Consider the following 23,909-nt stretch of genomic DNA (forward strand, 5'->3'; position numbering starts at 1 on the left):
TTAAGAATATTAAGTTTTTCTTAAAAACACTTCTTTTTTCTTAGCCTACTCTGCGTAATACCTTGTTAAGCGGCGTCATAATAATTGGCGTCACAATTGCAGTGAATACTGCCTCAACCAGACCATTCAGACCCAGGGCAATTATTAACGCTTTAATTAAAGGCGTCCCCTGAGCGAAGCTGCCCAAATGGCCTAGCAGTTTGGCAGAGTTGCCCATGAAAACCAGACTGGTTAATAGAATTACAAAAACAGTGTTAGTTAAAGAAGTCACTGCTCCCGCAACCGTGTAGCTTACTTCTTTAATGCTATTTTTCTTTTTAGCAGTTAATTTTCCAATCAGTCCTGGAAAAAGCCCCGCCAAAACACTAGGAATTACGGCAATCGCAAAGTTTTGAAAGAGCATTAAGCTGACAATATCCCCAGGTTGCGTATATGCCTGCACCATACGGGCAATACCCCAGAAAATACCGAAAAATGTGCCGGCAATTGGTCCCATAAGCAAAGAATAAATGGAAACAGTCAAAGGAATAGTAGTTATAGCCGGCAAAGTTGGCAATATGCGAATATAACCGATATTAGGAATGAAAGTTTGCAATAAAAAGATTGCGACAAATATGGCAGTAATAGCCAGGTTCTTAGTTTCTTTTCTGCGCATTTGCGTCCTCCTTAAAAAACACCTTGCTATTATATTGCTTAGAATTATTTGTCGCAAATATTATCTCTGCTAAGTATTAGTTTTAGCAATAATTACTTCAATAAAAGCTATATTTTAAATCCTTTCTCTAAAACTGATCCAGACTCAAAAAAGCGCTTGAATTTTTCAGCTTCCGTAAGTAATTTTTCCCGATTATCTACCTGTGAAAGCTTATAGCCGACAAAATATGGCGAAGCTGTGTAGCGCAAAATCAATTTCGCACAAATCCCCTGATCAAAACGCGGATAAAAGAACAAATTGTAGGAGTCACAGCGACCATTGGACAAAACTTCCAGCATGTATTTAGCACCACTTTGAATCCAGTCAGACCAGTCATCAATACTTTTTTCGTCAAGCAGATTAAAATCTAATTCGATATAGCCTTGAATCGGATGGGTGCCAACGTTAACCTCCAGCCCGTTGTTGTTAAAAATACTAATGCCTTCAAAATTATTGGGCTGCAGATACTTATAGCCGTTCATCTTTTTCAAGCCAACAATTTGCATGTGTGGGTGTTCAAGTGAACCTCCAGAATTTTTGCCAAAATTCTTGTACCACAATACTGATCTGAACTCAGGTGAATCATTCATTTGCTTAAAACATGACAGTGAAAAGCGCATCAAAGCCCGATTATATTCAGGTGAATAGGTAGTGATATCTCCCGCATGTTTATTGGATTCAATCAAAACTGTCTGAACAGTATCCAGCAATGTGGGATACTTATTATCAAGCCAAATCATCCCTCCCTGCCTTTTTATAATATTAGTCAGTTCCGCCACATTACAAAAGGGACAACCAGAATTGTTTTTCACTTTACGGTAAGAATTAGGCTTTTCTTTAGCTATGTTAACATCAAACACTAATGGATCATTTTCCATTGGGCAATCCCTCCTAAAAAATTTTCTTAAATCTTGCATTTTACTAGAGCCGCAATAGATGGTAAACTGTAACCGCAATTATTTTTTAAAAAATTCCAACGGTGGTAGAACTATGCAATCAAAAAGAAATTTAAAAAAATACAATAACCGCAATAATATGTTTCTGATTATTATCGGAATAGTTCTGATTTTAGCAGTTATATTTGGCGTGGTTCTATATAATAATCACGTTGAATCGCAAAAGCAGGCTAAAGCATTCGCTATTAATCATTTTAACCCTAATGTTAATATTTATGGAGTCGAAGTTGGAAACTTAACAATTAATAAAGCAACAGCCAAGATTAATCGGAAAGCCAACAATATTGTTTCCCTAGAAAATGGTAAAGTTGCAATTGAACGCGATCCTAACATTGATACGATTAAGAAAAAGGAAGTTGCGAATTACTTTAATAAGCAGCATACAACGATGCCAGATAAGCAAAATTATGAATACCGCAATACTGATTTAGATGCTGCCAATAAAAAACTGCAGGCTGTGAGTCACGCTGTGGTCAGTTACCATGTAGCCGGCAAAGACTATCAGCTTAAAGCTCAAAGTCTGATTAATCAGGTAATTTACAAAAAAGGCAAATATTCGTTTCTTAATTCAGAAAATTTAACAGCAAAACTCAATAAAATTGATCAGGAAGTTTCAACTATTCACCAAAGCTACAAGTTCACTGTGCCAAAGGGCAACAAAGTTGCAGGAAGCAAAATTACCGTCAAAAACCAAAGCTATGGCTGGGGTGTTCATGTCAAAAGAGCTCAAGCCGCTGTCGAACAAGCATTTTTAAACGGGACTAAAAATCTTGATGGTAAAGATTACATCTATGGCCTGGGTTATAGTACTTATGGCTTAGGCTATGATAAAAACAATCATGGCATAGGAAATAACTATATTGTTGTTTCACTTAAAAAGCAGGAAATGTGGATTGTAAAAAATGGCAAATTAGTCGTACATTTGAATGACATTGTCACTGGTACGAGAGATGGCGTTAAGGGTAACCGGACTCCGCAAGGCGTTTGGTACATTCACTATAAGCAAGGTCATGCTGTATTGCGCGGACGCAATAACGACGGCTCTAAATATGCTTCACCAGTCAGATACTGGATGCCGTTTACTTTAAGTGGTTGCGGCTTCCATGATGCGAGCTGGCGCGGTGATTGGAGTAAAAAAGCATATTTACGTGGGGGTTCTCACGGCTGCGTTAATATTAAGCCTAGAGAAATAAAACAAGTTTGGCATAATGTAAGCAAGCATGAACCGGTAATTGTATATGATTAAGTAATTTAATAAGAAATTAAAGGACAAGAATTTAAAAAACTTGTCTTTTTTGTTATGCAAAAACCTGTTAACTTAATATCAAGTTCACACTCGCTTTAGTTAACAGGTTTTGCAATTTTAAATATTAAATAATTTTTACTTATAAAGCTTCCTTAACAGCCTGATTGACGGCATCCTTTTCAGCATTAATCACGTCAACCTTGGACTCGATATTCTTGGTATCCATTCTGATCTCACGACCAAGCCCCGGCTGATCAACCTTTGGCTCAAAGAATTCTTTGAATTCTTCCAGTCTCTTTTCAGTATGGAAAATGTTTGAAGCCACAGTAATATAAGTGGTAAATTCCATATCACCACCGACTGTTTTTTCCAGCCATGACCATTGGTCCCGTAACCAGTCCCAAGCAAATTGTTCGCCTTTTGGATTAGCTAAGACATTCGCAAACCAAGAGCGCAAATCTTGAGGCTTAACAACTGCAGCATTCTCAAAATTCTCAATAAGTTTCTTGATTTCAGATGGATTCTTGGTGTTGGTAATACCATCAGTAAGATCGTCCTTATAGTTAGGATCGATGGCAGCTTGATATTCTTTCAGCAAACGATCAACTAATCCTGGTTCATTATAATTCCCAACTTCATTCATTAAAACATACGGCCGAACTGAAGCATCAATTTCGTTTAAGTTTTGATCGTGCTCAACAAAAATTTGGTGACCATCTTTTATCACAGCAGAATTATCGGCATACAAAGCTAAGGCTATTTCTAGTGGTCGAATTCTCTTATCATCATCTGTATCAGAATCTTTTGCTTGCCAACCTAAACGTTTAACTTGCTCTTGGGTTAATTTATTAACAAACGCCTTCAAATCTTTTTCTTGAGCTGAATCAGGTGTAACAAATTTAAATAATGAACGGATACTAGATAACAAGGCACTAATGACAATGTATGATTTAGAATTCGCAAATTTCGGCAGCAACGGTACAATTTCAGCGTATGAGATTTGCTTGCCTTCTGCTAAAAGTCCTAAATCTTGCAATAATTGTAATTGATCTACCGGTTTAAGCTGATCAAATTCAGCCATAATATCGTTCATCAAGGTTTCATCATAATTGACAATGAAATGTGAACTATTGCCTACGTTTACACGCAAAGCGTGACCAGCTGCACTGCGTAATTCTTTGTAATCTCCCAAATCCAGTTCACGTTCAGACATAATCTGCGGTGCCTCAAAGTTTGCGTTCAAAGGAATAGCCCACTTGCGCCCAACTTCTTTGCCTTCACCAACGAAGAACTGCTTTTGGCTCAAAATTAAGTGACCAGCTGTGTTTACTTTAGCGGAAACAACAGGGTAACCGGGTTGGTCAAGCCAAGTATGCATGATCTTACCAATATCTAAATCAGTGGCTGTCGAAAGAGCATTCCACAAGTCATCACCCGTAGCGTTGCCATATTGGTGCTGCTCAAAGTAATACTTAAGTCCCTTACGCAAAGCATCGTCTCCTAAGAGTGCCCGTACCATAACCAGCATTCTTGAACCTTTAGCGTAAACAATCGCACTATCAAAAATCGAATCAATATCAGCTGGATGCTCCACATTAACGTGAACAGATTGGACACCATCAGTGGCATCACGTTTTAAAGCTGCTGGCACTTCAGAAATTTGATAAAGATTATCCCAAACATGCCAACTCGGCTCCAAAGCATCAACTGAAACATATTCCATCATGTTGGCGAAACTTTCATTGAGCCATAAGTCATCCCACCACTTCATGGTAACTAGATCGCCAAACCATTGGTGCGCCAATTCGTGAGCGATAACTGTTGCCACATACGCTTTCTGATAAGGAGTAGCATTATCAGGATCAAGCAAAATTGCGACTTCACGGTATGTGACTAAGCCCCAGTTTTCCATTGCTCCGGCAGAAAAGTCAGGCAGCGCTAATTGCCAAGAATGTGGCAGCGGATACTTGGTTTGATAAAATTCTTCGTAAAATTCAATTGCCCGTTTTGCGATATCCAAAGCAAAGTCTAGTTCCTTTGCTTGATGTGCTTTAGTCGCAAAAACTCCTACTTTAACGCCGTCTTTGGTTTCGGTGATCTTTGATTGTAATTCACCAAAAGCAAAGGCAATCAAGTAGCTGGACATTCTAACGGTTTGCTCGAAGTAGTGCACGCCATCTTTAACTTTAACTTCCGGCATGTTGGCAATCGTAGTTTCACCTTCATGCTCATCATACTTAAGTGCTAAAGAAAAAGTAGCTTTGGCTTCTGGCTCATCAACACATGGGAAAGCCTGACGCGCAGCTGTTGTTTCAAATTGAGTACCGATAATCTGTTTTTGAACACCATCAACTTGATAGTATGACGGATAAATTCCCATCATAGAATCAGTCAGCGGTGCCGAATACTTAATCTCAACTGTGACTTTACCGGTTTGACCCAGTTCAATAGCAATAGCTTCTTTGTCCTCATTGACAGTGAACGGCACATCCTTGCCTGCACTGGTAACAGAAGCAATTTTCATATACTTCTGATTAATTAAAATAGTATTTTCGAGTGCCTTACCTGTAATTGTTGAAGTACCGTTAATAGTTTTCTGTGCCCGATTAATGTCTATGAACAAGTCATAGTGTTCAGGGTGAAAAGTTTCATAAAAATGTTTAGCAGCCATATTTACCTCCTAAAATAATAGTTACTATCAATTTTAACAGACATATATGGAAATAACATGATTTTTCATAGCAGTAGATATTTGCTCTACTTTTTTCAATAGTGGCAGAATTATTAAATTTCTAAAAAATATTGTAAGAGTTGCGTGTTCTTTCTGTAACAACAATGACATATTGACTGTGTATGATTATCCATAGAATTAATATAGTTAATTGTGGGGATTGAAATATATTGAAGAACAGTAAAAGTTTAATACTTAAGTTAATTACAGCACTGGCGCTTTCATTTAGTTTTGTCACTGCTATAAATATAGAAACAAACAATAATAACTCGTGTACACAAACAGTACAAGCTGCTCGTAAAAAGTCAAAAGCTGAACGCGCAGCTAAAAGATGGATTGCCATGCGTGAATCAGGTGGTAATTATTACGCGCGCAACGGTGTTTGTTATGGTAAATACCAACTAAATATTGCTTACCTAAACGGTAATTACTCTAAAAAGAACCAAGAAAGAACGGCTGACACATACGTTTACGGTCGTTATGGTTCATGGGTTAACGCCAAGAACTTTTGGTTAGCCCACCACTGGTATTAATAAATATCTCTTTAATACAAATATCCCATTATAAAAAATAGCCTAACTAATTGTTAGGCTATTTTTTATATGAATTTAGATGTTAAAACAAAAGAAATTTAATTTTCTTCATTATGAGTCTTTGACAAGAACGGTGCCAAGGTCTTCAAATCTGGTCCCTTACCGCTTGGAATATTTTCTGCACGAGAGACAATAATTGGATTAAGTCCTGTGTGAGTCAAAATATAGAATTTATTTTCTTCTAATGCCTTGAACACAATTCCAGGTATTTTATCTATTGGCATGCCCGTCACAATATCTTGCTTAGCACGTTCTTGACCTTCCTTAAATGCTTCACTTGAATAGTAAGGATCATTCTTATCAGTGTATTTAGCTGGTCTGTGATTTTCAGTATGATATAAGTCTGTCTGGACAAAGGCAGGACAAAAGACGTGCATGCTAATGTTAGCTTTTGCCACCTGCATATCATATTCTACTGCCTCAGTCAGTCCCACAGACGCAAACTTAGAAGCAAAGTATGATGGCATTGAAGGACTGGCAACTAGCCCAGCAATTGAAGCCACATTAATAATGTCACAATGATCTTTTTGTTTACGCATAACTGGTATTACGCGTTTTAATGCCCAAACCTGACTCATTAAGTCAGCATGCAAAATCCATTCCCAATCACGAGTAGGAAGTTCACAAATACCACCAGGTACCGCAATCCCAGCTGAGTTAATCAATAAATCAATTTCATGATATTCAGCTACTGTCTTTTTGACCATGGCATCAACTTCATCTTCATCGGTTACATCAGTAGTAATGCTAATAACTTCCGCGCCTAAATCTTTAATATCAGTTTCTGCCTTGCTCAACGCTTTATCATCTATATCAGCAATAGCAAGTTTCATCCCTCTTTTTGCTGCTTCTAATGACAATGCTCGTCCAAATCCGTGCGCTGCACCAGTAATTAGTGCAACTTTATCTTTAAATTCTTTCATGTGCAAGCCTTTCTATTTAATTGTTCAATACTGAACTAACTTACTTACATCATCAATATTAAGCGCTTACTGTATAAATAAAAATATATAATATTCACAGTTTGTTAGATATTTAACAATTTCGCATATCTATTAGGCAAATTAGCTTTTATGACTTTGATCAGCCATCTTTAAACAATGAACTATTACATCTTTTTGCGTTCTGCGAAACATATCTCTCATTTCCTCTGGAGTCTCTTTTTGTCCATTATTAAGCCAGTCAATAATTATTTCTGTAAATCCACCAGTAAAGAAATGGGCTATAAAGTCACGGTCTTTCTGACTTACATGTAATTTTTCTTTGCTTATTACTTCATCAATATAGCCAAGAAGTATACGATTTTGTGGTTCCCTAAAAATTGCATTAAATTGTTTAATATCTAAATTTTCATAAATGGCTCGTCCCAAGGTTGGATTAACAGCAAAATATTGAAAAATTTGATATAAATCATCATACCATTTTTCATAACCTTTTGACTGCTCTAATAAATTAATTATCTCATCCTGGACAGTCCACTTGATTAAATCAGGTACATCCCTAAAGTGATAATAAAAAGTAGGTCTACTTTTATTAGTTAAAGTAAGTAATTCACAAACAGTAATTTTATTTAAAGGCTCTTTTTTGAGCAACTTCTTTAGTGCCCGCGCAAATTCTCTTTTTGTATTTAGTGAAATCTCTTTATTTTTCATTTTATTTGCCACACTGTAACCCAATAAGAAAAATTTCCAGCAATTATTTGTTACTTGCCACTATTTTCTTAATTTTTGCAAAGCGCTCATCCCACTCGTTAACAATTAAATCATCATATTCCTGCTTTAATAAAAAGTCGAGCAAGACTTTTTTATCAGGCCGGTCTAAAAACAGGTAGCTTTGCGGAATAACAATCTGGGGCAAAACAGTGCGCAACTGGTTAAGTGAAATCTTTTTAACAGCACAAGATTTTAAAATTGGAATAATACAACCATCATCTTTAGGCATAAAATAGTCATAAATTTCGTCATAATCATCATTTTGAATTTCTCGGCCTATCTGAGCTAATGTTGCCGCATTGTTGCGAATCAAAGGTGCGCATTTGATAAATAACTGAATTCCGCCATTATTGCCTGTTGTATAAACAAAGGCTTGAAAACTATCTTTAAAAAATCTCTTGCGATATTCAATTATTTTTTGACCCGTTAAAATTTCTTTGACATACTCCTCATGCAGAGAAATTAGTAAAGTAGGTAAAAACGGATCGTAAACTTCATCTTCTATCTGACACATTAATTATTTTCCTTTTCTTTGTTCTTAATTGTGCAAATACTTATGTTTATCATAAATATCTTCGGTTAAACAAGCAACTGAATATTTAAAATATCAGATTAGCAAAACTGAATTATTATAGACACAAAAAAACTGAGCTGCACTTCAACCATTGAAGTACAGCCCAGCTTTTCTAATCATCTTACGCTCTGTGTCTTAATAAATGAGCCTTTGCGGGTTCACCTTTTAACCAAGTAGCAAAGAATGCATAGCCGAAGACCATCAAAGCAACCACAGCTGCCAAAATAATCATATTATTATCGTTCAGCGAAATTGTCTGTTCCTCTTCTAGCAGATTCTTTGACTCATTAACTTGATTGCATAATCCAAAGAATAACATGATTAGACTGCTTAGAGTTAGTAAGCCATTAACTGCCGTTAAAATTTTCATTTTCGTTAACTTCAAAAAATCATGTCCTTTCTTTCGATTTAAATACCAGCATTATATACCCTTTAAAAATAAATGCAAGGCCTTTGCTTAAAATAATTTAAATTTTTTGTTTATAATATGAATATTATTATAATTTTATAATCAAATCTTCTAAAACCCGAACAAAAAGGAGTACAGCATCTGTACTCCTTTTATTGCCATTCACTTGCCAGCCATTCCTGTGCCAGTTCGAACCAGTGGGCAGCGTGTGGATTCTCCTGCCATTCTCTACCCTTAACCACCATGTCCTTGCGAGCTAAAGAAAAACCGTGACCACCACGATTGAATATATGGGCTTCACAGGGAACCTTCTTGTTATGCAAGGCTTCCACGTATTCAAACGTATTAGTTACAAGTACAACTGGATCATCCCAGGCATGGAAGATAAAAGTTGCCGGAGTATTTGCAGTTACACCTAATGAACTATCCTTAATAAATTCATCTTGGGGTACTTTATCTTGTTCATCTTCTGGAATATCAAAGCCAATTTTAGGCAGATTAATTAAGGGATAACCCAAAATAGTCTTATTAGGCAGAACTTCCGCACTCTTAAAACCAAACTCTTTTTGATATTTTGCAGAGTTAGCCATACTGTTGGCAAAACTGGCAACGTGACCACCAGCAGAAAAGCCGATTGTGACTATTTTATCTGGATCAATCTGATAGTCTTGCGCATGCTCACGAAAGTATTTAACAGTGCTTAAGACATCAAGCCCGGCATCTGGATAAATGTCACCTTCGTCTTGCACAAGGTTGTATTCCATGACCACGCTGTTAAAGCCGCAATTATTGAAAGCCAAGGCAACCGGCTCTCCCTCTCTTTTAGACAAATGGTCAAAACTGCCACCTGGAACTACTACAGCCAAAGGGTGTTTTGGAGTTACCAATTCACCAATTGAACCCAAGGTGTATGTGTGCAGATTGAACTTGCGCTGGTTAAAATTAGTTAACGTTAAATCATTTACTTTCATTTTCTTCCCCCACTTTTACCATATTTTTTGCTAAAAATGTTGTTGCTAATGGTACTGTTAATAATACACCAATTAGAGAGTACATTATAATCAAAGCCTCATTGACAAACATTTTTTCGTTTAATACCTCACCTAACGTATAATTCAAACGAATATACCATAAGAATAACGAAAGAAAGCTGCCGAACATCCCAAATAAAATAGTATTCATAGCTGTCCCCAGAACATCGTTGCCGATTTTAGCACCACTTGCTTTGAGATCCTCATATGATATATCTGGATTATGCTTTTTAATTTCTAAAAGTCCTGAACTCATAGCAACAGCGGATTCGGCTACAGCACCCAGCGTTGAAAAGATAGCTACCGCAACTGCAATTAAAGGATAGCTTAACCCCGGCATCTGGGACAATCCTACCAAAATTTCACCTGCTTCAGGTCCAAGACCAGCAGCTTGTGCCAACCATTCAAAACCCATAATTATTACACTAGTTGCCAGGCACACAATCAGTGAAGAATAAAAAGAGTTTTTAGCAACTTGATAATCATGCGTTCCTAAGAAAATAATGGTTACCAGTTTTAACGGGACAAAAATTAAAATCAGAAGTGGAATATTAATCCCCCAGGAAATCAGAATAGCAACTAAAATTAATAAGAAAGTATTGATTAAAACACTAAAGAAACTGCGAATCCCTGTTTCACCGCCAACAACAGTCATCAAGATTGCGAGCACAATTAGTAAGGCAGTTAAGGTACTCATTTTCTAATCCCCGCTTTCCGCTTTTTCTCTTCTAAAAACAGCAGGCTGCAACCCGTGGCAAAGACCACCGTCAAAACTATCCCAATTGCGGAAATGATACTTTGTGTGACTCCCAGGGAAAGGGTGAAGCCAAAAGTGGAACGCAAGCTGTTGTTATCCCGCAAATAGATAATCGTCATTGGCAATTCTTCTGACATAAAGATTAATACCAAAACGTTAATCAGTGGTCCCATTATTTCTTGTCCCATTGTGCGTCCGCTTTGAATTAACTGCTTGGCAGTTAAATCGACCTTAGTCTGGATCAATTCATAAAGACTGGAAATAATATCGGTGGCTTCGTCCATCACGGCTCCTAAAATACCCAGTAATGTTTGTGCCAAAAAGATGCCACGAGGATCCTGAGTCGCATAATCTCCTGTTTCATATTTAATTTCCGATTCTCCTGTCAAACGCATAATTAAGTAGCATAATGCAAAAGAAACAAAAGTGCCTAGAATTGTCGCCAACCACGTTGCCAGCATCTTGCGGTTAAAGCCTTGGACAACTAATAAACTAAAAAATGAAAAAACAATATCGGCTAAGCCAAATAATAAAACGATATAGGAGCCATTTAGCTTAATATCCAGCATAATCACAAGGTAAAAAATTACCCAGCTGAGTATCATCGATGCAATTAAACTAAACGACTTTTTACCTGAGACTGCCACCATCAGCGTGGACATTACTGTCATTGCCAAAACCAAAACCCAGTCTCGTTTAGGATCCTGAATAACCGGTTCACCGTGTTTGACACTGACAAACAGGCGCTGACCTGCACGAAACTTTTGTGTGACTAACTGTGATGGATAATACATGTTAGTGGTTTCGTAGGTTTGACCCTTGAATTTACCAGACAAAACTTTTAAATGAAGAACTTGTTTTCTGGTTTCATCCTTGTTGCCGTAAACATCTGTACTTTTTTCTTCCAAAGTATCCTTGATTTTACTGTCCGTGACCACAGCTACATCATTTTTAGAATAAATATCTGTTGCAAAATAGGTGCAGGTAGTTAAAATCAACCCCACAACTGCTATTAATACCGCAAATAAGTAGCGTTTTTTAATTTTTTTCAATCAAATCATTCCAATCGATTTATACTTACCTACTGTAACTTAAAAACAGTTATCAGACATTAATTTTAAGCTAAATTTGTAAAATTTAAATATTATAAAAACGACTTTTAACCAAAAGTCGTTTTTTATGTGCCTACATGTCCAAAAACCGTTGCCACCAGTGAGTTTTTTCCGGTTCGATCTGCATATCTGCTAACGTGCGGTGGGCATTGGCATTTGCACTTTTTTCAGCATTTTCCTTAGCTTTGGCTAAAATTTCTTCATGCATCTGCTCACTTGATTTTCCTTCATCCTCGGCCACCTGAGCCCGTTTTTCGGCCGCTGTTAGAGGCTTCGTTTCTGGCATTTCCTGCACATCAGTTATGTCATCACCGTTATCGGTAACAATTCCTGAAATATCCGGTAACACGCTGAAATCTTCTTCAGTACTAGCTTTTTTAGCTGCAGGCTGCTGTAATTGCTTTTGCTTTTTGAGCAGCTCTTTATTCTGCTTTTCAATATGGTTCAATTGCGTTTGCAAGTTGCTCAGCGCTATATTTTGCTGACCAATAGTTTGTTGCAAAGCATTCAGTAATTTCACCATCTGGGAAGTAGACATTACCTCCTGCTTTTTGCCATTATCCATATGCTGAGGCTTGTCTTTTTTGTCAGTAACAGCAAAAACCTGCTGTGCGGCTTCTTGCAAAGTTAAGCCATTATCCTGGGCTAATTGGTGAAAATCTTCGAGATCCTGCACATCCTGCTTACTGTATAAGCGCGCATTTTGCTTAGTCCGTGCGTAGTAATCCGGTTTACCAGTAACTTTTTCTACAATCAAAGAATATTTACGTAAAGTTGCAACACTAATGTGCAATTTCTTAGCCGTCGCGGAAGGCGCGGTTAATTCTTCAAAATTATGCTTATCTTCGCTCATCAGATATACTCCCCAGCACAATTAAATTAACCAATTTTGTGTAACAAGTTTTTCTTATGGTCAAAACGCTCCTGCGCTTTGACCATCAAACGGGTAATTAATTCCGAATAAGAAATTCCTGCTTCTTCAAAAAGTTTAGGATACATACTAATATTGGTAAACCCGGGCAAGGCATTAACTTCCGTTAAGATTACCTTATGATCACTTTCACGCAAAGTAGAATCTACACGGGCTAAGCCACTGCATTCTGTGACTTGATAAACTTTTAAGGCGTTCGCTCTAACCTTATCTACAATTTCTTGAGGTAATTTGGCAGGAATTTGCAAAGTAGTAGTTGAATCATCATCATATTTATTTTCATAACTGTAAAAAGTACCTGCCGCATTAATAATTTGTCCTACGCCGGAAACAATCGGCTTGTCATTGCCTAAAACAGCAGTTTCAACTTCTGTACCGTGAATGGTTTCTTCAATTAAGACCTTATCATCGTATCTAAAAGCATCAGCCAGAGCTTCATCAAATTCTTTTTTATTGGTAACATGATAAACTCCAACTGAAGAACCTTGATTTGACGGCTTAACAAAAAGATCACCGCCTAGTTTTGCACTCACTTTGTCATAATCACGTTTAACATTATTAGCATCTTCATATTCAAAACGCTTAATTGCGATCCAGTCAGCTACAGGAACACCAACTCGCTGTGCTAAAATTTTGGTAAATTCCTTATCCATGGTCACGGCAGAAGCCAGGACATCGTCACCAACAAAAGGCTTGTTTAAGATTCTGAACAGTCCTTGCAAACAACCGTCTTCACCTAAATTGCCATGTACAATCGGGAAGAAAACATCAATTTCCGGTAAATTCTTTAGTTGAATTAAATTTGAAATGTTGGCTACTTCATGCGGATTCTCAATAGTATATTTTGGATCCTTTAAGACTTTAAAAGAGTCTTCTTCACTGGCTAAATAGCCATCATTGGTAATCCAAATTGGGTGGACATCAAATTTATTTTGATCGATCGCTTTATAAATGTTGTGGCCAGACATAATTGAGACTTCGTATTCAGATGAATTACCGCCAAAAATTAAACCAACTTGTGTTTTCTTAGTCATTATTTTTACCTCTTAATCATTGTTTCTAACTTTTAATTATACGGCAAGAAAAACCCGAAGAACTGTAAATTAGACAATTTTTTAGGAATATTTTTTATTATAAGCAAAAAGTCTTGTATAAAGCAAAATCATAAAGCAAAAATTTACACTATATTAAAAATTGCTATTCGATTCCCAAGTTATTTCATACAGTTGATTGATTTTGGTTGGATGTTTGCCCAAAGCGGTGGGATCAAAGGACTGATGATAGGCTACGGTTAAGTAAAGATCATTAGTGGTAGCTAGTTGAATGCCCTCAAGCTCAGTATAATAGCCCGGAATTCCCATTTTACTTTCATTGGCTAAATTTACCAACTCCCAAAATGCAGGGTCAACTTCTCCCCAAGGAATTTTAACAATTTTTCTATTTTGACCGAGCCTGTCGTCTGCAAATTGACTGGAAACATAGATTGTGCGGTTGTTGTCAATAGCAAAGCCTTGCAGCGAACCAACTAACCCAGCTCGTCCAGAAAATTGTGGTATTTTAAAAGCGGCTATACTTTTTATTGTTCTGATATCAACGTATTTGCTTGCAGTTGCAGCTTCATCAAGCGCCATATTAATTTCTGCTAAATAATAGAGTGCAAAATAACCGGTATAGTCGTTATCACCGTATGCAAGCAGAAAATAACGCAAATCTGGTGAAACTGCAGCTTCTACGCGGGAAAATTGATTGCCTGCACAGCCTATGCCTAAATCAGCTCCCGCATAATTTAAATTTGATAATCTTGGTTGCATTTTGGTATTAGCCGCTATCTTAAAATAATGCGGAATTTTTATGCGCGCAATTTGTTTAGACCAAGTCGACCAGATGGGGTTTAAGTCGTTTGGCTTTGTGCCAACGAACCACTGCCCTGGTCTTCCAGCATACTCCAGCGTCTGAGTATGACCTGCAGCGGTGCCGGTTAAATGCAAAACTGGAATTTGCTTATTAAAAGAAACATTGTTGCCATTTTTGCCGCGATAAACAAAGTTGTCTCCTGCTACGTGTTGCAAAACATAAGTATAACCGTCAATAATGCTGGTTTTCTGGACTACCACTTGGCGCAAGTCCTTATCTATTGATCCAGTTACCCCATCCCAATCGTCCAACTTGCTTAACAGAGCAATTTTGACGTTTTGTGCTGCCTGCATCTTTTCATTATTAGCCAAGATCTTCATTTCCTCACTAAATTTTTCCAAAAACTCAATCAATTTATTAAATATAATTATTATTTTAAAAATAAAATTCTACTCGGTTTTATTTTGCCTTATAATTTATGCTAAAGAAAGGAGAGCATCTTAAATGATTAAAAAATTTTACTCTGCCCTCTTCTGTTTGCTTTTCACTTTTCCTTTTAGCAATACACAAGTTTTCGCTGCAGAACTCACTCCAAGTGAAACGAATGAAGTGAGTCGTTTGCAGCAGGAATATGCACGACTTGATAACACTATTTATAATCTTAATAATCTTTATTTAAACAAGCCACAGTTTAAAACCAAGTTTAAGTCGGGAGCACTTGTGCCGGACTATCTTAACAGTCAATTGGCATATACAAACTATTATAGAAAATTATTCAATTTGACTCCCGTTAAAGAAAATTTTCAAGATAATATTGCTGCCCAAAAAACTGCTGCAGTTTTAGCCGCTCTCGATGCTAATCCAATGGTAAATCAGCATAATTTGCCTTACGAAAAAAGACCGAAAATAATTAATAAAACTACTTGGCAACTAGCCCGCGACATTTCCAGCAAGGCCAATCTTAATTTTAATACCAGTGACCAGACTGCAGGTGAAGTTATCACTGACTTAATTACTGATCGGTATAACTTGACCGGCGCTGACACTGGTCACCGTGCATGGCTGTTATCAACGCGCTTAACTACAACAGGCGCAGGTGCAGCTTATGGCAAAAACGGGTATCGCTACTCTGTTCAAAAAGTTTTTAACCCCGCTGATGTCTTTCGTACTCCCAGTCGAGAAACAGTAACTTATCCCAATAGTGGCGTCTTTCCAATTGAGCTTTTACAAGGTGATAATATCGCCTGGTCAATTTATCTCTCTAATAAAATTTATAAAGGCACACCAAAAATAACCATAACTGATAAAGACACTGGTGAAGCTTATCAAGCAGAAAATGTACGCAATTATAGTCACACAGGCTATGGCAATTTTGAAACTATTATTACCTACTATCCATGCTCAGTTCCACTAGTTATCGGTCACGAATATGAAGTAAAAATTACGGGTTTAACTAGTTACACGTTTAAGCTGTTTCAACTTCAAAACAAGTCAATAGAATAGTAAAAACCTCGAAGAATTATTTTCCTTCGAGGTTTCGTATGTTTTATTATGTGAACTGAGTTAATTTTAAATATAGTTAGCTACGGCAGCTAATAAATCTTTTTCATTATTAACTATGGTGCCATTAAGTTTGATCAGCCCAGTAGTATACAAGTTAACATAATGGAATTGGTTTTCAGCAATTTGGGTCAAAGCTTGTAGCTTCTTTTGGTTAGTAGCTCCCTGCTGACGAGTATCTGTATATAAACCAATTATCGGAATTTCTTTTGCATAAGCTACGCCTATTTCACTCGCTACACCATTGTCAATGCTGAGACCGTCAAGAACGGCAATCATCAAATCGCTATTAAGCAGCTTTTCAGTATCAGCTTGAGCAATCATTTTAGAATCAGCATAAGCCTGTTTGTCATTAATTGACGCGTTTTCCTGGGGCAAATATAAATCAATTGAATTATCTATTTGACGTATTTTAGCCGCCAATTGCGCGTTATAATTAATTTCTGCTTGTGAAAACAGAGCATTTGCAAAATAAATTTTCATATGTGTTTCCTTTAAAAAAACGATTAATTATTTTAAAACAGAGAGCCTAATTGTTTGGAGAGCTAATTTCCCACGGAATTGCACTTAAAATATAAAGAACAACTCCTACAATAACAAAGTCCAAAAAGATACTGCTGCTTATTTCTAACACAAAACCTAATACAGCTAAACCTTCAACATTAAAAATTACTGGAATAATAGCCAATATGCCTGCAATTAATATTAACCAAAAACCTGCCCACATACCACATGCGGTAACTTCGTGAGTCAGCATTTTTGAATTGAAAAATAATTTCATATCACTTATTAATGAACGTAAACTAATAATAGCCATTATCAGGATAATTACGTTAACAATTAATAAGATAAAAGCAATATTGCCTCCAAGAGTGATTGTGTTCAGATTAAAAGTATCGATTACATCAAATGGAGCATTGTTTTCCTGCTCCTTTAATTTTTCTTGTACTAACTGGGCATCACTGGATGAACCTTGATCAATGTTTAAATCAATGTCATGTAAAATTTGCTTGGCCAATTTCATATTACTAAACTTGAACCAGGGGGTTCCCAAAGTATAGTCAATAATATGGTCAGCAATTGGTTGGGTTTGCTTAGTAGTCAGCAGATTGGCATTTCCATTTTTATTAGCTCCAATTGTTTCTGCTAATGCATCAAAATGCTTGTTTATTTGTCTGACTACTACAGCTTCATTACTACTGTTTCTAATTTGTCCCTTCATAAAAAAGGGATTAAGGAAAGTCGCGGTAATCATGGTTAGCGATACAATCAGAAAGATGATAAAGGACAGAACCTGTTTGTATTGGTTGTTCTGTTCTTGATTTATTCTGTGCAAACCATCTCGCACGCCATTTGCCATATTTTTCCTTCCTAACAGACAATCTCCTTGTCTTCATCAAACATCGTATCTATTGCATGATGAATGGTCTTAATGTCAGTAGATTCAATAATCTCATGACCCTCTTTAAGCGCCTTTTCAATAGTTGGTTTTGAGGAATGTAAAAAACTGTACATAAATGCTTTGGTACCATAATCAGCTATCTCTTCAGGAGAAACTCCATATTGTTTATTATCATAATAAAGACGCCCTACACCAGTTACGGAAAAGGCAATCCCCATGCGAACTTCTTTTGGATCAAAGTCAAAGTGATTAAACAACTGCTTTTCTTTCAACCAGTCGTTGATAGTTTTACTCCAAAAATCTAACGATTCGTTACTCTTAAATACCTCAGTAATAATACGTTTAAGACCTTCATCATAAATACCCAGCATTTCAATTGTATAAATAAAAGCTTTAGCGCGAGCCCATACTTCGACTTCCTTGCTAACACTAAACTTTTGCACTTGCTTATCTAATGTATTGAGAATATTCCGAACTACATCAGCAATTAAACTTGCTTTATGTGGATAATATGATTGCAATAAAGATTTGGAAATTCCAGATTTTTCTGCGATCATTTGAAATGAAACACTGTCCATGCCATTTTCTCTAATTAAGTGAAAAGTATTACTTAAAATTGTACGTCTTCTTTTATAATTTTTACGTCGTGCCATAATATTTTCTCAGCTCCTATACATTTGCCTTAATTATACCAATGATATTGAATAAATAAATAAAAATGCACCGGTATATTATTGGCTGATAGTATTTACTAAAGAAACATATACTAAAATAAGCCGTTTATCTACGTAATTACTTTAATTTGCTTTCACTTAACAAATGCATTGAACGGTCATTATATACATAATTAATTCCACGCGCTAAAAGCAAATCGACTGAAATACGAACCATTCTATCTGGATAATGACTATGTTTAATTGTATCAGTTACCACTATTTGTTCGATTGGCAACTCATTCAGAACTTCAGTTGCATTTTGTGATAATAATGCGTGAGTTGATGCAACGTAAACTTTCTTTGCACCCGCTGCTAAAACGGACTTAGTGGAGGAAGAAATACGTGACCCCGTATCAATTAAATCATCTACAATAATACACTTTTTGTCTTTAACATTTCCAATCATATCATGCACATCAGTGTCATAACGTGCACGACGCTGATCAACAATCGCAATCGGGGCATCAAAGCACTGACCAAAATTACGAGCAAGCTTAGCTCCAGAGTGATCTGGAGAAACAACTACAATATCGTCTTCCTCTTTGGTAGCAATGCCATTATCTATAAAATATTGTGCTAAAAGTGGCATAGCATGCAAATGATCAACTGGCACATTATAAAATCCTTGAATTTGCGAAGCATGCAAATCAAGTGCAATTAAGTGATCCAGACCAGTAATTTGTAATAAATTAGCTATTAGTTTAGCAGTTATTGGTTCCCGCGAACGAGTTTTTGTATCTGAACGTGAATAAGCCAGGTATGGCACTACCACATTGATTCTGTGTGCTGAAGCGCGATGCAAAGCATCCAAAACAATTTCCAGTTCCATAAAGTTTTCATTTACAGGATCCTGAATTGACTGAATAACGAAAACATCGCATCCTCTGACACTTTCGCCAATATTAACTTGAATTTCACCGTCACTGAAATGTTGCACAGCAGTTTCAATTAACGGTTTTTTCAAAATTTGCGCAATTTTTTCATTTAATGCGGGATTTCCGCCCAACCCAATCAGCTTCATCGGGTGCAATATTTGAAGAAGTTCTTCCTTGTTCATGACTACCTCGTTTTTTTAAAATTACAATCTTTGCAAGTCTATTATAACCAAAAAAGTCCCCAGTGCCTAGAAAAGTAAAAATTCAAAAAAGCCGAAACTAATATCGGCTTTTAAACATTATGTTTGAAACAAAAATATTCTTAAACTAAATAAACTACTTAAAAAAGTCTTCCATTAAGTTTAGCAGTTTAAAACTCCTAACTGCATAACCTTCATGCTTTTGTCTAGGCATAATCAGAAGCTGTCCTTGAGGAATAATTTGACTGTACCAGCGAACATGTTCTACTTTAACCCAGTCTTTTTCTCCAACGACACAATAAGTCGGTATCTTGATTGCCTTCAAGCTGTCAACAGACATGAAACTTTCTGACAATTCCACTTTACTATCACGGTTCATGCGCAAGAAGCGCAGAAAGCCTTCAGTCAAATAATGATATGATTTGATACCATTGCCATTTACAAAGACACCGGCTACCATGAGCTTTTTAAAGATATTTTGATCCTGACTTGCAAGCATCATTGCCACCAAACCACCGGCATCAAAGCCAAAACAATAGCAGCCTCTGATATTCACCTGCTTAATAAAAGCAGCCAAGTCTTCAACTTCTGTTTGATAGTGCTCGGCAGGTTCTCCCTGACTGAGACCATGGCCTCTCATATCTAGAACATAAACCGCATAGTAAAGAGAAAGCGGGGCAACAATCTGGTCAAACATGCCACCATCTAAATGATGTCCGTGTAATAAAAGCAGCGGGGCACCCTTGCCTAACTTACTGTAATAAAGCTCGTTACCATTAACTTTTTCTCTCATCTTTGGTCTCTTTCACTAGCTTCTACCAAACTTCGATTAGAATTTTTTTCTTTCTTATGCTCATGCCACAAACTGCGAACAATGATCTTAGCAATAATATAGTTAGCTTTAAAATTATCAGGAATCATTTTAGCGTTAAAGTGATGAACCATGCTGTCCTTACGCTGCCAATAATGGTATATAGGTTTACTATCACAATAAAAGCCTTCAGTTAAAGACAAATATTGCACATTAAATATCTGATCTTCCATGAAAGCCAAATTTTCCATGAAGTGAAGATGATTCCTCCGCACGACAGATAATTTATAGCCCTTGTTCCAGGTATAGCCTTTGACTGGAGTAGCCAAACAATGATTATCACACAAAGAGCCTAATGGGTTGCTGATTAGCTGGTAAGTTCTAGCCTTGCCCTTCATACCCTGGACAATTTTTTTGGTAACAGGAATTGAGTCTGGTTTCGTTTCGTAGTCAAGCCAAAAGCCACAGGAAACCATTGCAGCATCAGGATGGTTATGAAAAGCATTTACAAAAAATGCTGTGTAATCGGAATCTACCCAGTCATCACCATCATGAAATGTAAAATATGGCGTATCGACATTTGCAATACCGACATTACGTGCATCAGACAAGCCACTATTGTGCTTGTTTATTATCTTAAAGTAACGGAATCTTTCACGATAGCTTTCTGCTATTTTTCGCGTATTATCCGTTGAACCATCATTGACAATTAACAACTTAAAATTCGGATCATCTTGCTTAGCTAAATGTTCAAGTGCCCGATCTAAATATTTTTCAACATTGTAAATTGGCATAATGACAGTTAATTCAGGTTGCTGAATCATAGCTCCCTCCTTCAATTTGTTATTATACCATCTTAAATATTAAAAATAACGTAAAGTAAGTAGTACATAACTATAATTTAACCTTTTGTATTTAGCATTTAGTATAATTAGGAACAGTCAAAAGGAGTTAATTTTTTTATGAAAAAAGCAAAAACAATTTCAACTATTATTACACTGTTATTTTTTAGTATGCTTATGTGCGGTGCTGTCACACAAACTGTTAAAGCAGATGAATTACCAGTTGTTTGTCTTGGGACTTCTTTAACCGATTCTCAAAGAAGCGGTACACTGAAAGCACTCAGCGAACCGCTAAACGGCAGTAGTTACCAAACAATTACTATTACTGGTGAGGATTTAGTCAAATATCTTAATCCTTCAGGTGCAAACTTTACCACCCACTCTGGTGTCTGGTCCAGTGCCATGATTGAAAAAGCAAGACAAGGTAATGGCATTAATGTCCACATCCTTGATTATCAGGGGCGTAATAATATTACAACAATTACAGCTGATCAATATAAAAATGCTGCTTTAACTGCCGGTATTTCTGATGCCAATATTTATGTTACCAGCGCTGTTCCAATTGATGGCTCTGGTGCTTTAGCAGGTGTTTATGCTGCCTACAACAAAACTGGAGAAAATTTAAATCAAAATCAAGTGAATGCGGCACAAGATGAAATGAATACCTTAAGTAAAATTACCAAGGAAAATAAGGATAAAAGCGGTTATAGCGATGCACAATTAAATAATGCAGTTGCCGGCGCTAAACAGGAAATGGGTAAAATCGGCAACAATGTGTCAGATAGTCAAATTCATGATATTGTAAACAATCAGATCAATATTAATCATCTTGGTGACGTCATTAATAATAATCAAAAACAGCAGATTATTAATGTCTTAATTGAAGTTCGTGATTCCGGTGCTTTAAAAAATCACAAATTTAAGGATCAGGCTGATGCTTTGTCCAAAAACATCAAGAAAAATGCCAAAGGAATTTTCGATAAAATAAACACTCCAGAAAATCGTAACTGGTTTGAACAAATTTGGCATAATATTACTTCATTTTTCAGCAATCTTTTTAGTGGTCTGATTGTTGTTAATTTTAATTAATTACATTTGGTCCATAAATTTGTTTAATGTATGATCAACAAATTCATTACCGCGATTATTAGCGTGTCCTTTAGTCCATTCGAATTTAGACTGAGAAAATTTATTTAAAAGCTGATCAAGCTCCTGCCAACACTCAAGGTTTGCAATTGCACCTTTCGTACTTTTTGTCCATCCCCGTTTTTTCCAGCTTTTAAGCCAGCCTTTAGTTATTGGATTTAAAACGTATTGTGAATCCAGCACAAATAATAATGGTCTTTCATTAAAGCCCAACTCGAGCAATTTTTTGAGCGCTTCTATTAAAGCTGTTAGTTCCATCTTATTATTAGTAGCTCCAAATTCACCGTTTGAATCATAAACAGATCTTTTATGACCCTGATCATGCCATTCAATTAGATAAGCCCATGCAGCTTTATCGGTTTCTCGCACATGACCACCCTTAAAATTACCGGTATTGCGGGTACCGCCGTCAGTATAAATAGTAGCAAAATAATTGCCGGAATCTGCTGGAAGTAATTGATCAGTTGCTTTTGCCACTTTTTGTGTATTGTCAATGGCAGAATTTTGTTTGATTTTGCGACTTTCTTTTTGAATCTTGGCAATGGCTTTTTGTAATGAATCCTCGTCTTTTTGAAAAACTTGATTTACTGTTTCGCGATCCCAATTTAAATATTCAGTGGCATCAGTTATTTTGGTGAAGGATTTGTATTCAGCACCAGAATAGCCCTCAACCTGTTTCCGGGCCTCTTCCCAGGTGCGATAAACGCCTGGCTTGCGGCCTTTTTTTACTGCATAAAATTTCATATGTTCCCCCATCACTAAAATTCCCAGTCAATGCTAAAATATAAGTAGTTCTATTTTTAAGGTGGTATTATGTTCTTCAATACTAAAAAATACAAGGAAGAAGTGGAGAAAAACCACAAGCGCGACCTTGCAAAGGAACCGAGCAGACTATGCATGGTTTTCTTGGCTGCCTTGGCAACTTTTGCACCTACACGTATTTTCTTGCGTTTGCACAAAAAAGGGATCGAAGATGACGCCACTATTGAACCAAAAAAAGGCAACTTTGAACAGGTACCTATAATTTATTTTCATGGCTTTCGCGGCGGTGACTACACTACAAGGGTAATGGTCAAGCAGGCACTTGCTGATAAAGGCAATCCCAAATATCTCAAAGTTACTGTTGATTTACTGGGAAACTTTAAGTTAGAAGGGACTTGGACTGGTGATCCCAATCCAATAGTGCAAGTTGTTTTTCGCCAGAGACTCGTTGGCGTATATGCAATTGACTACTACCTGCGTTTTACACTGCCCTTTTTAGCTCAAAGGTACCACTTTTCGCATTATTCAGCAATTGCACATTCATTGGCATGTCCCTGCATAGTACGGACTGAAATGCGTGAATATCGGAAGAAAAATTTCCCTCATTTAGTCAAATGTGCGTTTATCGCAGGTCCTTTTGACGGTGTTGTTTATTTAGGAGATATCCCAAATGTAAATGCCTTTAACCAAAAAGGTCGTCCAGCTGTAGTTAATCTGCACTATCTGTATCTGTTGCTCAGACGCAAACGGTTTAATCCTAATATTTCAGTATTAAATATTTATGGTAATGTTTTGGATAACACTAATAGTGACAGATTTATTTCCGTCACTTCTGCTAAAAGCATACGCTATATTCTGGCTCCTTATGCTAAATCTTATCATGAAGTTGAAATTCGCGGTAAAAAATACGCTGAACACAGCTGGATGCACGATAACCCATTTGTAATCGACATTATTGATAAATTTATTGGCATTAAGAAGTAATTTGATTTTTG

25 protein-coding genes are annotated in these 23,909 nt (G+C 36.7%); 5 read left to right on the top strand and 20 right to left on the bottom strand.

Annotated elements, in window-relative coordinates:
• Positions 1-40 precede the first annotated feature (40 nt).
• Together LDM90_RS04980 and LDM90_RS04985 are read right to left on the bottom strand one after the other, a co-directional pair.
• The gene (locus LDM90_RS04980) at positions 41-655 is read right to left on the bottom strand and encodes an ECF transporter S component (protein ID WP_223896725.1); all 615 of its coding nucleotides are present in this window, start codon (positions 653-655) and stop codon (positions 41-43) included.
• A gap of 107 nt (positions 656-762) precedes the next feature.
• Positions 763-1,572, bottom strand: coding sequence for a DUF4931 domain-containing protein (locus LDM90_RS04985; RefSeq protein WP_223896726.1), 810 nt, complete (start codon positions 1,570-1,572; stop codon positions 763-765).
• 112 nt (positions 1,573-1,684) lie between these two features.
• On the opposite strand from LDM90_RS04985, the gene LDM90_RS04990 reads away from it, so the two are divergent.
• Positions 1,685-2,896: a L,D-transpeptidase family protein gene (locus tag LDM90_RS04990; RefSeq protein ID WP_223896727.1), complete on the top strand. Its 1,212-nt coding sequence runs from the start codon at positions 1,685-1,687 to the stop codon at positions 2,894-2,896.
• Between the two features lie 139 nt (positions 2,897-3,035).
• Here LDM90_RS04990 and LDM90_RS04995 read toward each other — a convergent pair whose 3' ends face one another.
• Entirely contained in the window at positions 3,036-5,567 is a 2,532-nt protein-coding gene (locus LDM90_RS04995; protein ID WP_223896728.1) for a M1 family metallopeptidase, read from the bottom strand.
• 227 nt (positions 5,568-5,794) lie between these two features.
• Here LDM90_RS04995 and LDM90_RS05000 point away from each other — a divergent pair, with 227 nt between their 5' ends.
• The gene (locus LDM90_RS05000; RefSeq protein WP_034980791.1) at positions 5,795-6,160 is read left to right on the top strand and encodes an aggregation-promoting factor C-terminal-like domain-containing protein; all 366 of its coding nucleotides are present in this window, start codon (positions 5,795-5,797) and stop codon (positions 6,158-6,160) included.
• A gap of 98 nt (positions 6,161-6,258) precedes the next feature.
• On the opposite strand, the gene LDM90_RS05005 is transcribed toward LDM90_RS05000, so the two are convergent.
• The 10 genes from LDM90_RS05005 to LDM90_RS05050 all read right to left on the bottom strand — a co-directional run bounded on the left by LDM90_RS05005 (position 6,259) and on the right by LDM90_RS05050 (position 14,971).
• Positions 6,259-7,143, bottom strand: a complete 885-nt coding sequence (locus LDM90_RS05005; RefSeq protein ID WP_223896729.1) for an SDR family NAD(P)-dependent oxidoreductase — start codon at positions 7,141-7,143, stop codon at positions 6,259-6,261.
• Positions 7,144-7,284: 141 nt separating this feature from the next.
• A complete protein-coding gene (locus tag LDM90_RS05010) occupies positions 7,285-7,872 on the bottom strand; it encodes a TetR-like C-terminal domain-containing protein (protein WP_198213570.1) in 588 nt (195 codons plus the stop codon).
• Positions 7,873-7,915: 43 nt separating this feature from the next.
• Positions 7,916-8,446: a hypothetical protein gene (locus tag LDM90_RS05015; protein WP_198213569.1), complete on the bottom strand. Its 531-nt coding sequence runs from the start codon at positions 8,444-8,446 to the stop codon at positions 7,916-7,918.
• Between the two features lie 181 nt (positions 8,447-8,627).
• Positions 8,628-8,876 (bottom strand): hypothetical protein, encoded by a 249-nt coding sequence (locus LDM90_RS05020; protein ID WP_052726843.1) that lies wholly within the window; start codon positions 8,874-8,876, stop codon positions 8,628-8,630.
• A 191-nt stretch (positions 8,877-9,067) separates the two neighbouring features.
• A complete protein-coding gene (locus LDM90_RS05025) occupies positions 9,068-9,886 on the bottom strand; it encodes an alpha/beta hydrolase (protein ID WP_198213567.1) in 819 nt (272 codons plus the stop codon).
• Positions 9,873-10,643, bottom strand: a complete 771-nt coding sequence (locus tag LDM90_RS05030) for a YibE/F family protein (protein WP_198213565.1) — start codon at positions 10,641-10,643, stop codon at positions 9,873-9,875. The genes LDM90_RS05025 and LDM90_RS05030 overlap by 14 nt, the downstream gene beginning before the upstream one ends.
• Positions 10,640-11,755, bottom strand: coding sequence for a YibE/F family protein (locus tag LDM90_RS05035; protein ID WP_198213563.1), 1,116 nt, complete (start codon positions 11,753-11,755; stop codon positions 10,640-10,642). The genes LDM90_RS05030 and LDM90_RS05035 overlap by 4 nt, the downstream gene beginning before the upstream one ends.
• A gap of 133 nt (positions 11,756-11,888) precedes the next feature.
• Entirely contained in the window at positions 11,889-12,668 is a 780-nt protein-coding gene (locus LDM90_RS05040; RefSeq protein WP_223896730.1) for a MerR family transcriptional regulator, read from the bottom strand.
• 26 nt (positions 12,669-12,694) lie between these two features.
• A complete protein-coding gene (locus LDM90_RS05045; RefSeq protein ID WP_198213559.1) occupies positions 12,695-13,780 on the bottom strand; it encodes a D-alanine--D-alanine ligase family protein in 1,086 nt (361 codons plus the stop codon).
• Positions 13,781-13,933: 153 nt separating this feature from the next.
• A complete protein-coding gene (locus LDM90_RS05050) occupies positions 13,934-14,971 on the bottom strand; it encodes a helveticin J family class III bacteriocin (RefSeq protein ID WP_198213557.1) in 1,038 nt (345 codons plus the stop codon).
• 133 nt (positions 14,972-15,104) lie between these two features.
• Between LDM90_RS05050 and LDM90_RS05055 the strand changes: the two genes are divergently transcribed.
• Positions 15,105-16,103 carry a CAP domain-containing protein gene (locus LDM90_RS05055; protein ID WP_223896731.1) on the top strand — a complete coding sequence of 333 codons (999 nt, stop codon included), beginning with the start codon at positions 15,105-15,107 and terminating at the stop codon, positions 16,101-16,103.
• Positions 16,104-16,169: 66 nt separating this feature from the next.
• Here LDM90_RS05055 and LDM90_RS05060 read toward each other — a convergent pair whose 3' ends face one another.
• The 6 genes from LDM90_RS05060 to LDM90_RS05085 form a co-directional block, all read right to left on the bottom strand.
• Entirely contained in the window at positions 16,170-16,643 is a 474-nt protein-coding gene (locus LDM90_RS05060) for a nucleoside 2-deoxyribosyltransferase (protein ID WP_187154834.1), read from the bottom strand.
• A gap of 46 nt (positions 16,644-16,689) precedes the next feature.
• On the bottom strand, positions 16,690-17,520 hold the full coding sequence (locus LDM90_RS05065) for a hypothetical protein (RefSeq protein ID WP_198213553.1): 831 nt from the start codon (positions 17,518-17,520) through the stop codon (positions 16,690-16,692).
• A gap of 11 nt (positions 17,521-17,531) precedes the next feature.
• Positions 17,532-18,215, bottom strand: coding sequence for a TetR/AcrR family transcriptional regulator (locus LDM90_RS05070; protein WP_198213551.1), 684 nt, complete (start codon positions 18,213-18,215; stop codon positions 17,532-17,534).
• Between the two features lie 139 nt (positions 18,216-18,354).
• The gene (locus LDM90_RS05075) at positions 18,355-19,335 is read right to left on the bottom strand and encodes a ribose-phosphate diphosphokinase (protein ID WP_223896732.1); all 981 of its coding nucleotides are present in this window, start codon (positions 19,333-19,335) and stop codon (positions 18,355-18,357) included.
• A gap of 154 nt (positions 19,336-19,489) precedes the next feature.
• Positions 19,490-20,146, bottom strand: a complete 657-nt coding sequence (locus LDM90_RS05080; RefSeq protein ID WP_223896733.1) for an alpha/beta fold hydrolase — start codon at positions 20,144-20,146, stop codon at positions 19,490-19,492.
• A complete protein-coding gene (locus LDM90_RS05085; protein ID WP_198213547.1) occupies positions 20,143-20,988 on the bottom strand; it encodes a glycosyltransferase family A protein in 846 nt (281 codons plus the stop codon). Before LDM90_RS05085 ends, LDM90_RS05080 begins: the two co-directional genes overlap by 4 nt.
• Positions 20,989-21,126: 138 nt before the next feature.
• Between LDM90_RS05085 and LDM90_RS05090 the strand changes: the two genes are divergently transcribed.
• Positions 21,127-22,095 carry a DUF1002 domain-containing protein gene (locus LDM90_RS05090; protein WP_198213544.1) on the top strand — a complete coding sequence of 323 codons (969 nt, stop codon included), beginning with the start codon at positions 21,127-21,129 and terminating at the stop codon, positions 22,093-22,095.
• Here the strand turns inward: LDM90_RS05090 and LDM90_RS05095 are convergent, their stop codons facing one another.
• Positions 22,096-22,896, bottom strand: a complete 801-nt coding sequence (locus tag LDM90_RS05095) for a ribonuclease H family protein (protein WP_223896734.1) — start codon at positions 22,894-22,896, stop codon at positions 22,096-22,098.
• 69 nt (positions 22,897-22,965) lie between these two features.
• Here LDM90_RS05095 and LDM90_RS05100 point away from each other — a divergent pair, with 69 nt between their 5' ends.
• On the top strand, positions 22,966-23,898 hold the full coding sequence (locus tag LDM90_RS05100) for an alpha/beta hydrolase (protein ID WP_223896735.1): 933 nt from the start codon (positions 22,966-22,968) through the stop codon (positions 23,896-23,898).
• Positions 23,899-23,909: the final 11 nt, after the last annotated feature.

It is taken from the genome of Lactobacillus huangpiensis, from assembly GCF_019972815.1.
Taxonomy (GTDB): domain Bacteria; phylum Bacillota; class Bacilli; order Lactobacillales; family Lactobacillaceae; genus Lactobacillus; species Lactobacillus huangpiensis.

Coding starts and splice junctions, on each gene's coding strand:
- LDM90_RS05045 (WP_198213559.1), bottom strand. CDS start 13,780: ATGACTAAGAAAACACAAGTTGGTTTAATTTTTGGCGGTAATTCATCT.
- LDM90_RS04980 (WP_223896725.1), bottom strand. CDS start 655: ATGCGCAGAAAAGAAACTAAGAACCTGGCTATTACTGCCATATTTGTC.
- LDM90_RS05040 (WP_223896730.1), bottom strand. CDS start 12,668: ATGAGCGAAGATAAGCATAATTTTGAAGAATTAACCGCGCCTTCCGCG.
- LDM90_RS05065 (WP_198213553.1), bottom strand. CDS start 17,520: ATGGCAAATGGCGTGCGAGATGGTTTGCACAGAATAAATCAAGAACAG.
- LDM90_RS05015 (WP_198213569.1), bottom strand. CDS start 8,446: ATGTGTCAGATAGAAGATGAAGTTTACGATCCGTTTTTACCTACTTTA.
- LDM90_RS04990 (WP_223896727.1), top strand. CDS start 1,685: ATGCAATCAAAAAGAAATTTAAAAAAATACAATAACCGCAATAATATG.
- LDM90_RS04985 (WP_223896726.1), bottom strand. CDS start 1,572: ATGGAAAATGATCCATTAGTGTTTGATGTTAACATAGCTAAAGAAAAG.
- LDM90_RS05060 (WP_187154834.1), bottom strand. CDS start 16,643: ATGAAAATTTATTTTGCAAATGCTCTGTTTTCACAAGCAGAAATTAAT.
- LDM90_RS05095 (WP_223896734.1), bottom strand. CDS start 22,896: ATGAAATTTTATGCAGTAAAAAAAGGCCGCAAGCCAGGCGTTTATCGC.
- LDM90_RS05075 (WP_223896732.1), bottom strand. CDS start 19,335: ATGAACAAGGAAGAACTTCTTCAAATATTGCACCCGATGAAGCTGATT.
- LDM90_RS05030 (WP_198213565.1), bottom strand. CDS start 10,643: ATGAGTACCTTAACTGCCTTACTAATTGTGCTCGCAATCTTGATGACT.
- LDM90_RS05020 (WP_052726843.1), bottom strand. CDS start 8,876: ATGAAAATTTTAACGGCAGTTAATGGCTTACTAACTCTAAGCAGTCTA.
- LDM90_RS05100 (WP_223896735.1), top strand. CDS start 22,966: ATGTTCTTCAATACTAAAAAATACAAGGAAGAAGTGGAGAAAAACCAC.
- LDM90_RS05005 (WP_223896729.1), bottom strand. CDS start 7,143: ATGAAAGAATTTAAAGATAAAGTTGCACTAATTACTGGTGCAGCGCAC.
- LDM90_RS05070 (WP_198213551.1), bottom strand. CDS start 18,215: ATGGCACGACGTAAAAATTATAAAAGAAGACGTACAATTTTAAGTAAT.
- LDM90_RS04995 (WP_223896728.1), bottom strand. CDS start 5,567: ATGGCTGCTAAACATTTTTATGAAACTTTTCACCCTGAACACTATGAC.
- LDM90_RS05025 (WP_198213567.1), bottom strand. CDS start 9,886: ATGAAAGTAAATGATTTAACGTTAACTAATTTTAACCAGCGCAAGTTC.
- LDM90_RS05055 (WP_223896731.1), top strand. CDS start 15,105: ATGATTAAAAAATTTTACTCTGCCCTCTTCTGTTTGCTTTTCACTTTT.
- LDM90_RS05090 (WP_198213544.1), top strand. CDS start 21,127: ATGAAAAAAGCAAAAACAATTTCAACTATTATTACACTGTTATTTTTT.
- LDM90_RS05080 (WP_223896733.1), bottom strand. CDS start 20,146: ATGAGAGAAAAAGTTAATGGTAACGAGCTTTATTACAGTAAGTTAGGC.
- LDM90_RS05085 (WP_198213547.1), bottom strand. CDS start 20,988: ATGATTCAGCAACCTGAATTAACTGTCATTATGCCAATTTACAATGTT.
- LDM90_RS05010 (WP_198213570.1), bottom strand. CDS start 7,872: ATGAAAAATAAAGAGATTTCACTAAATACAAAAAGAGAATTTGCGCGG.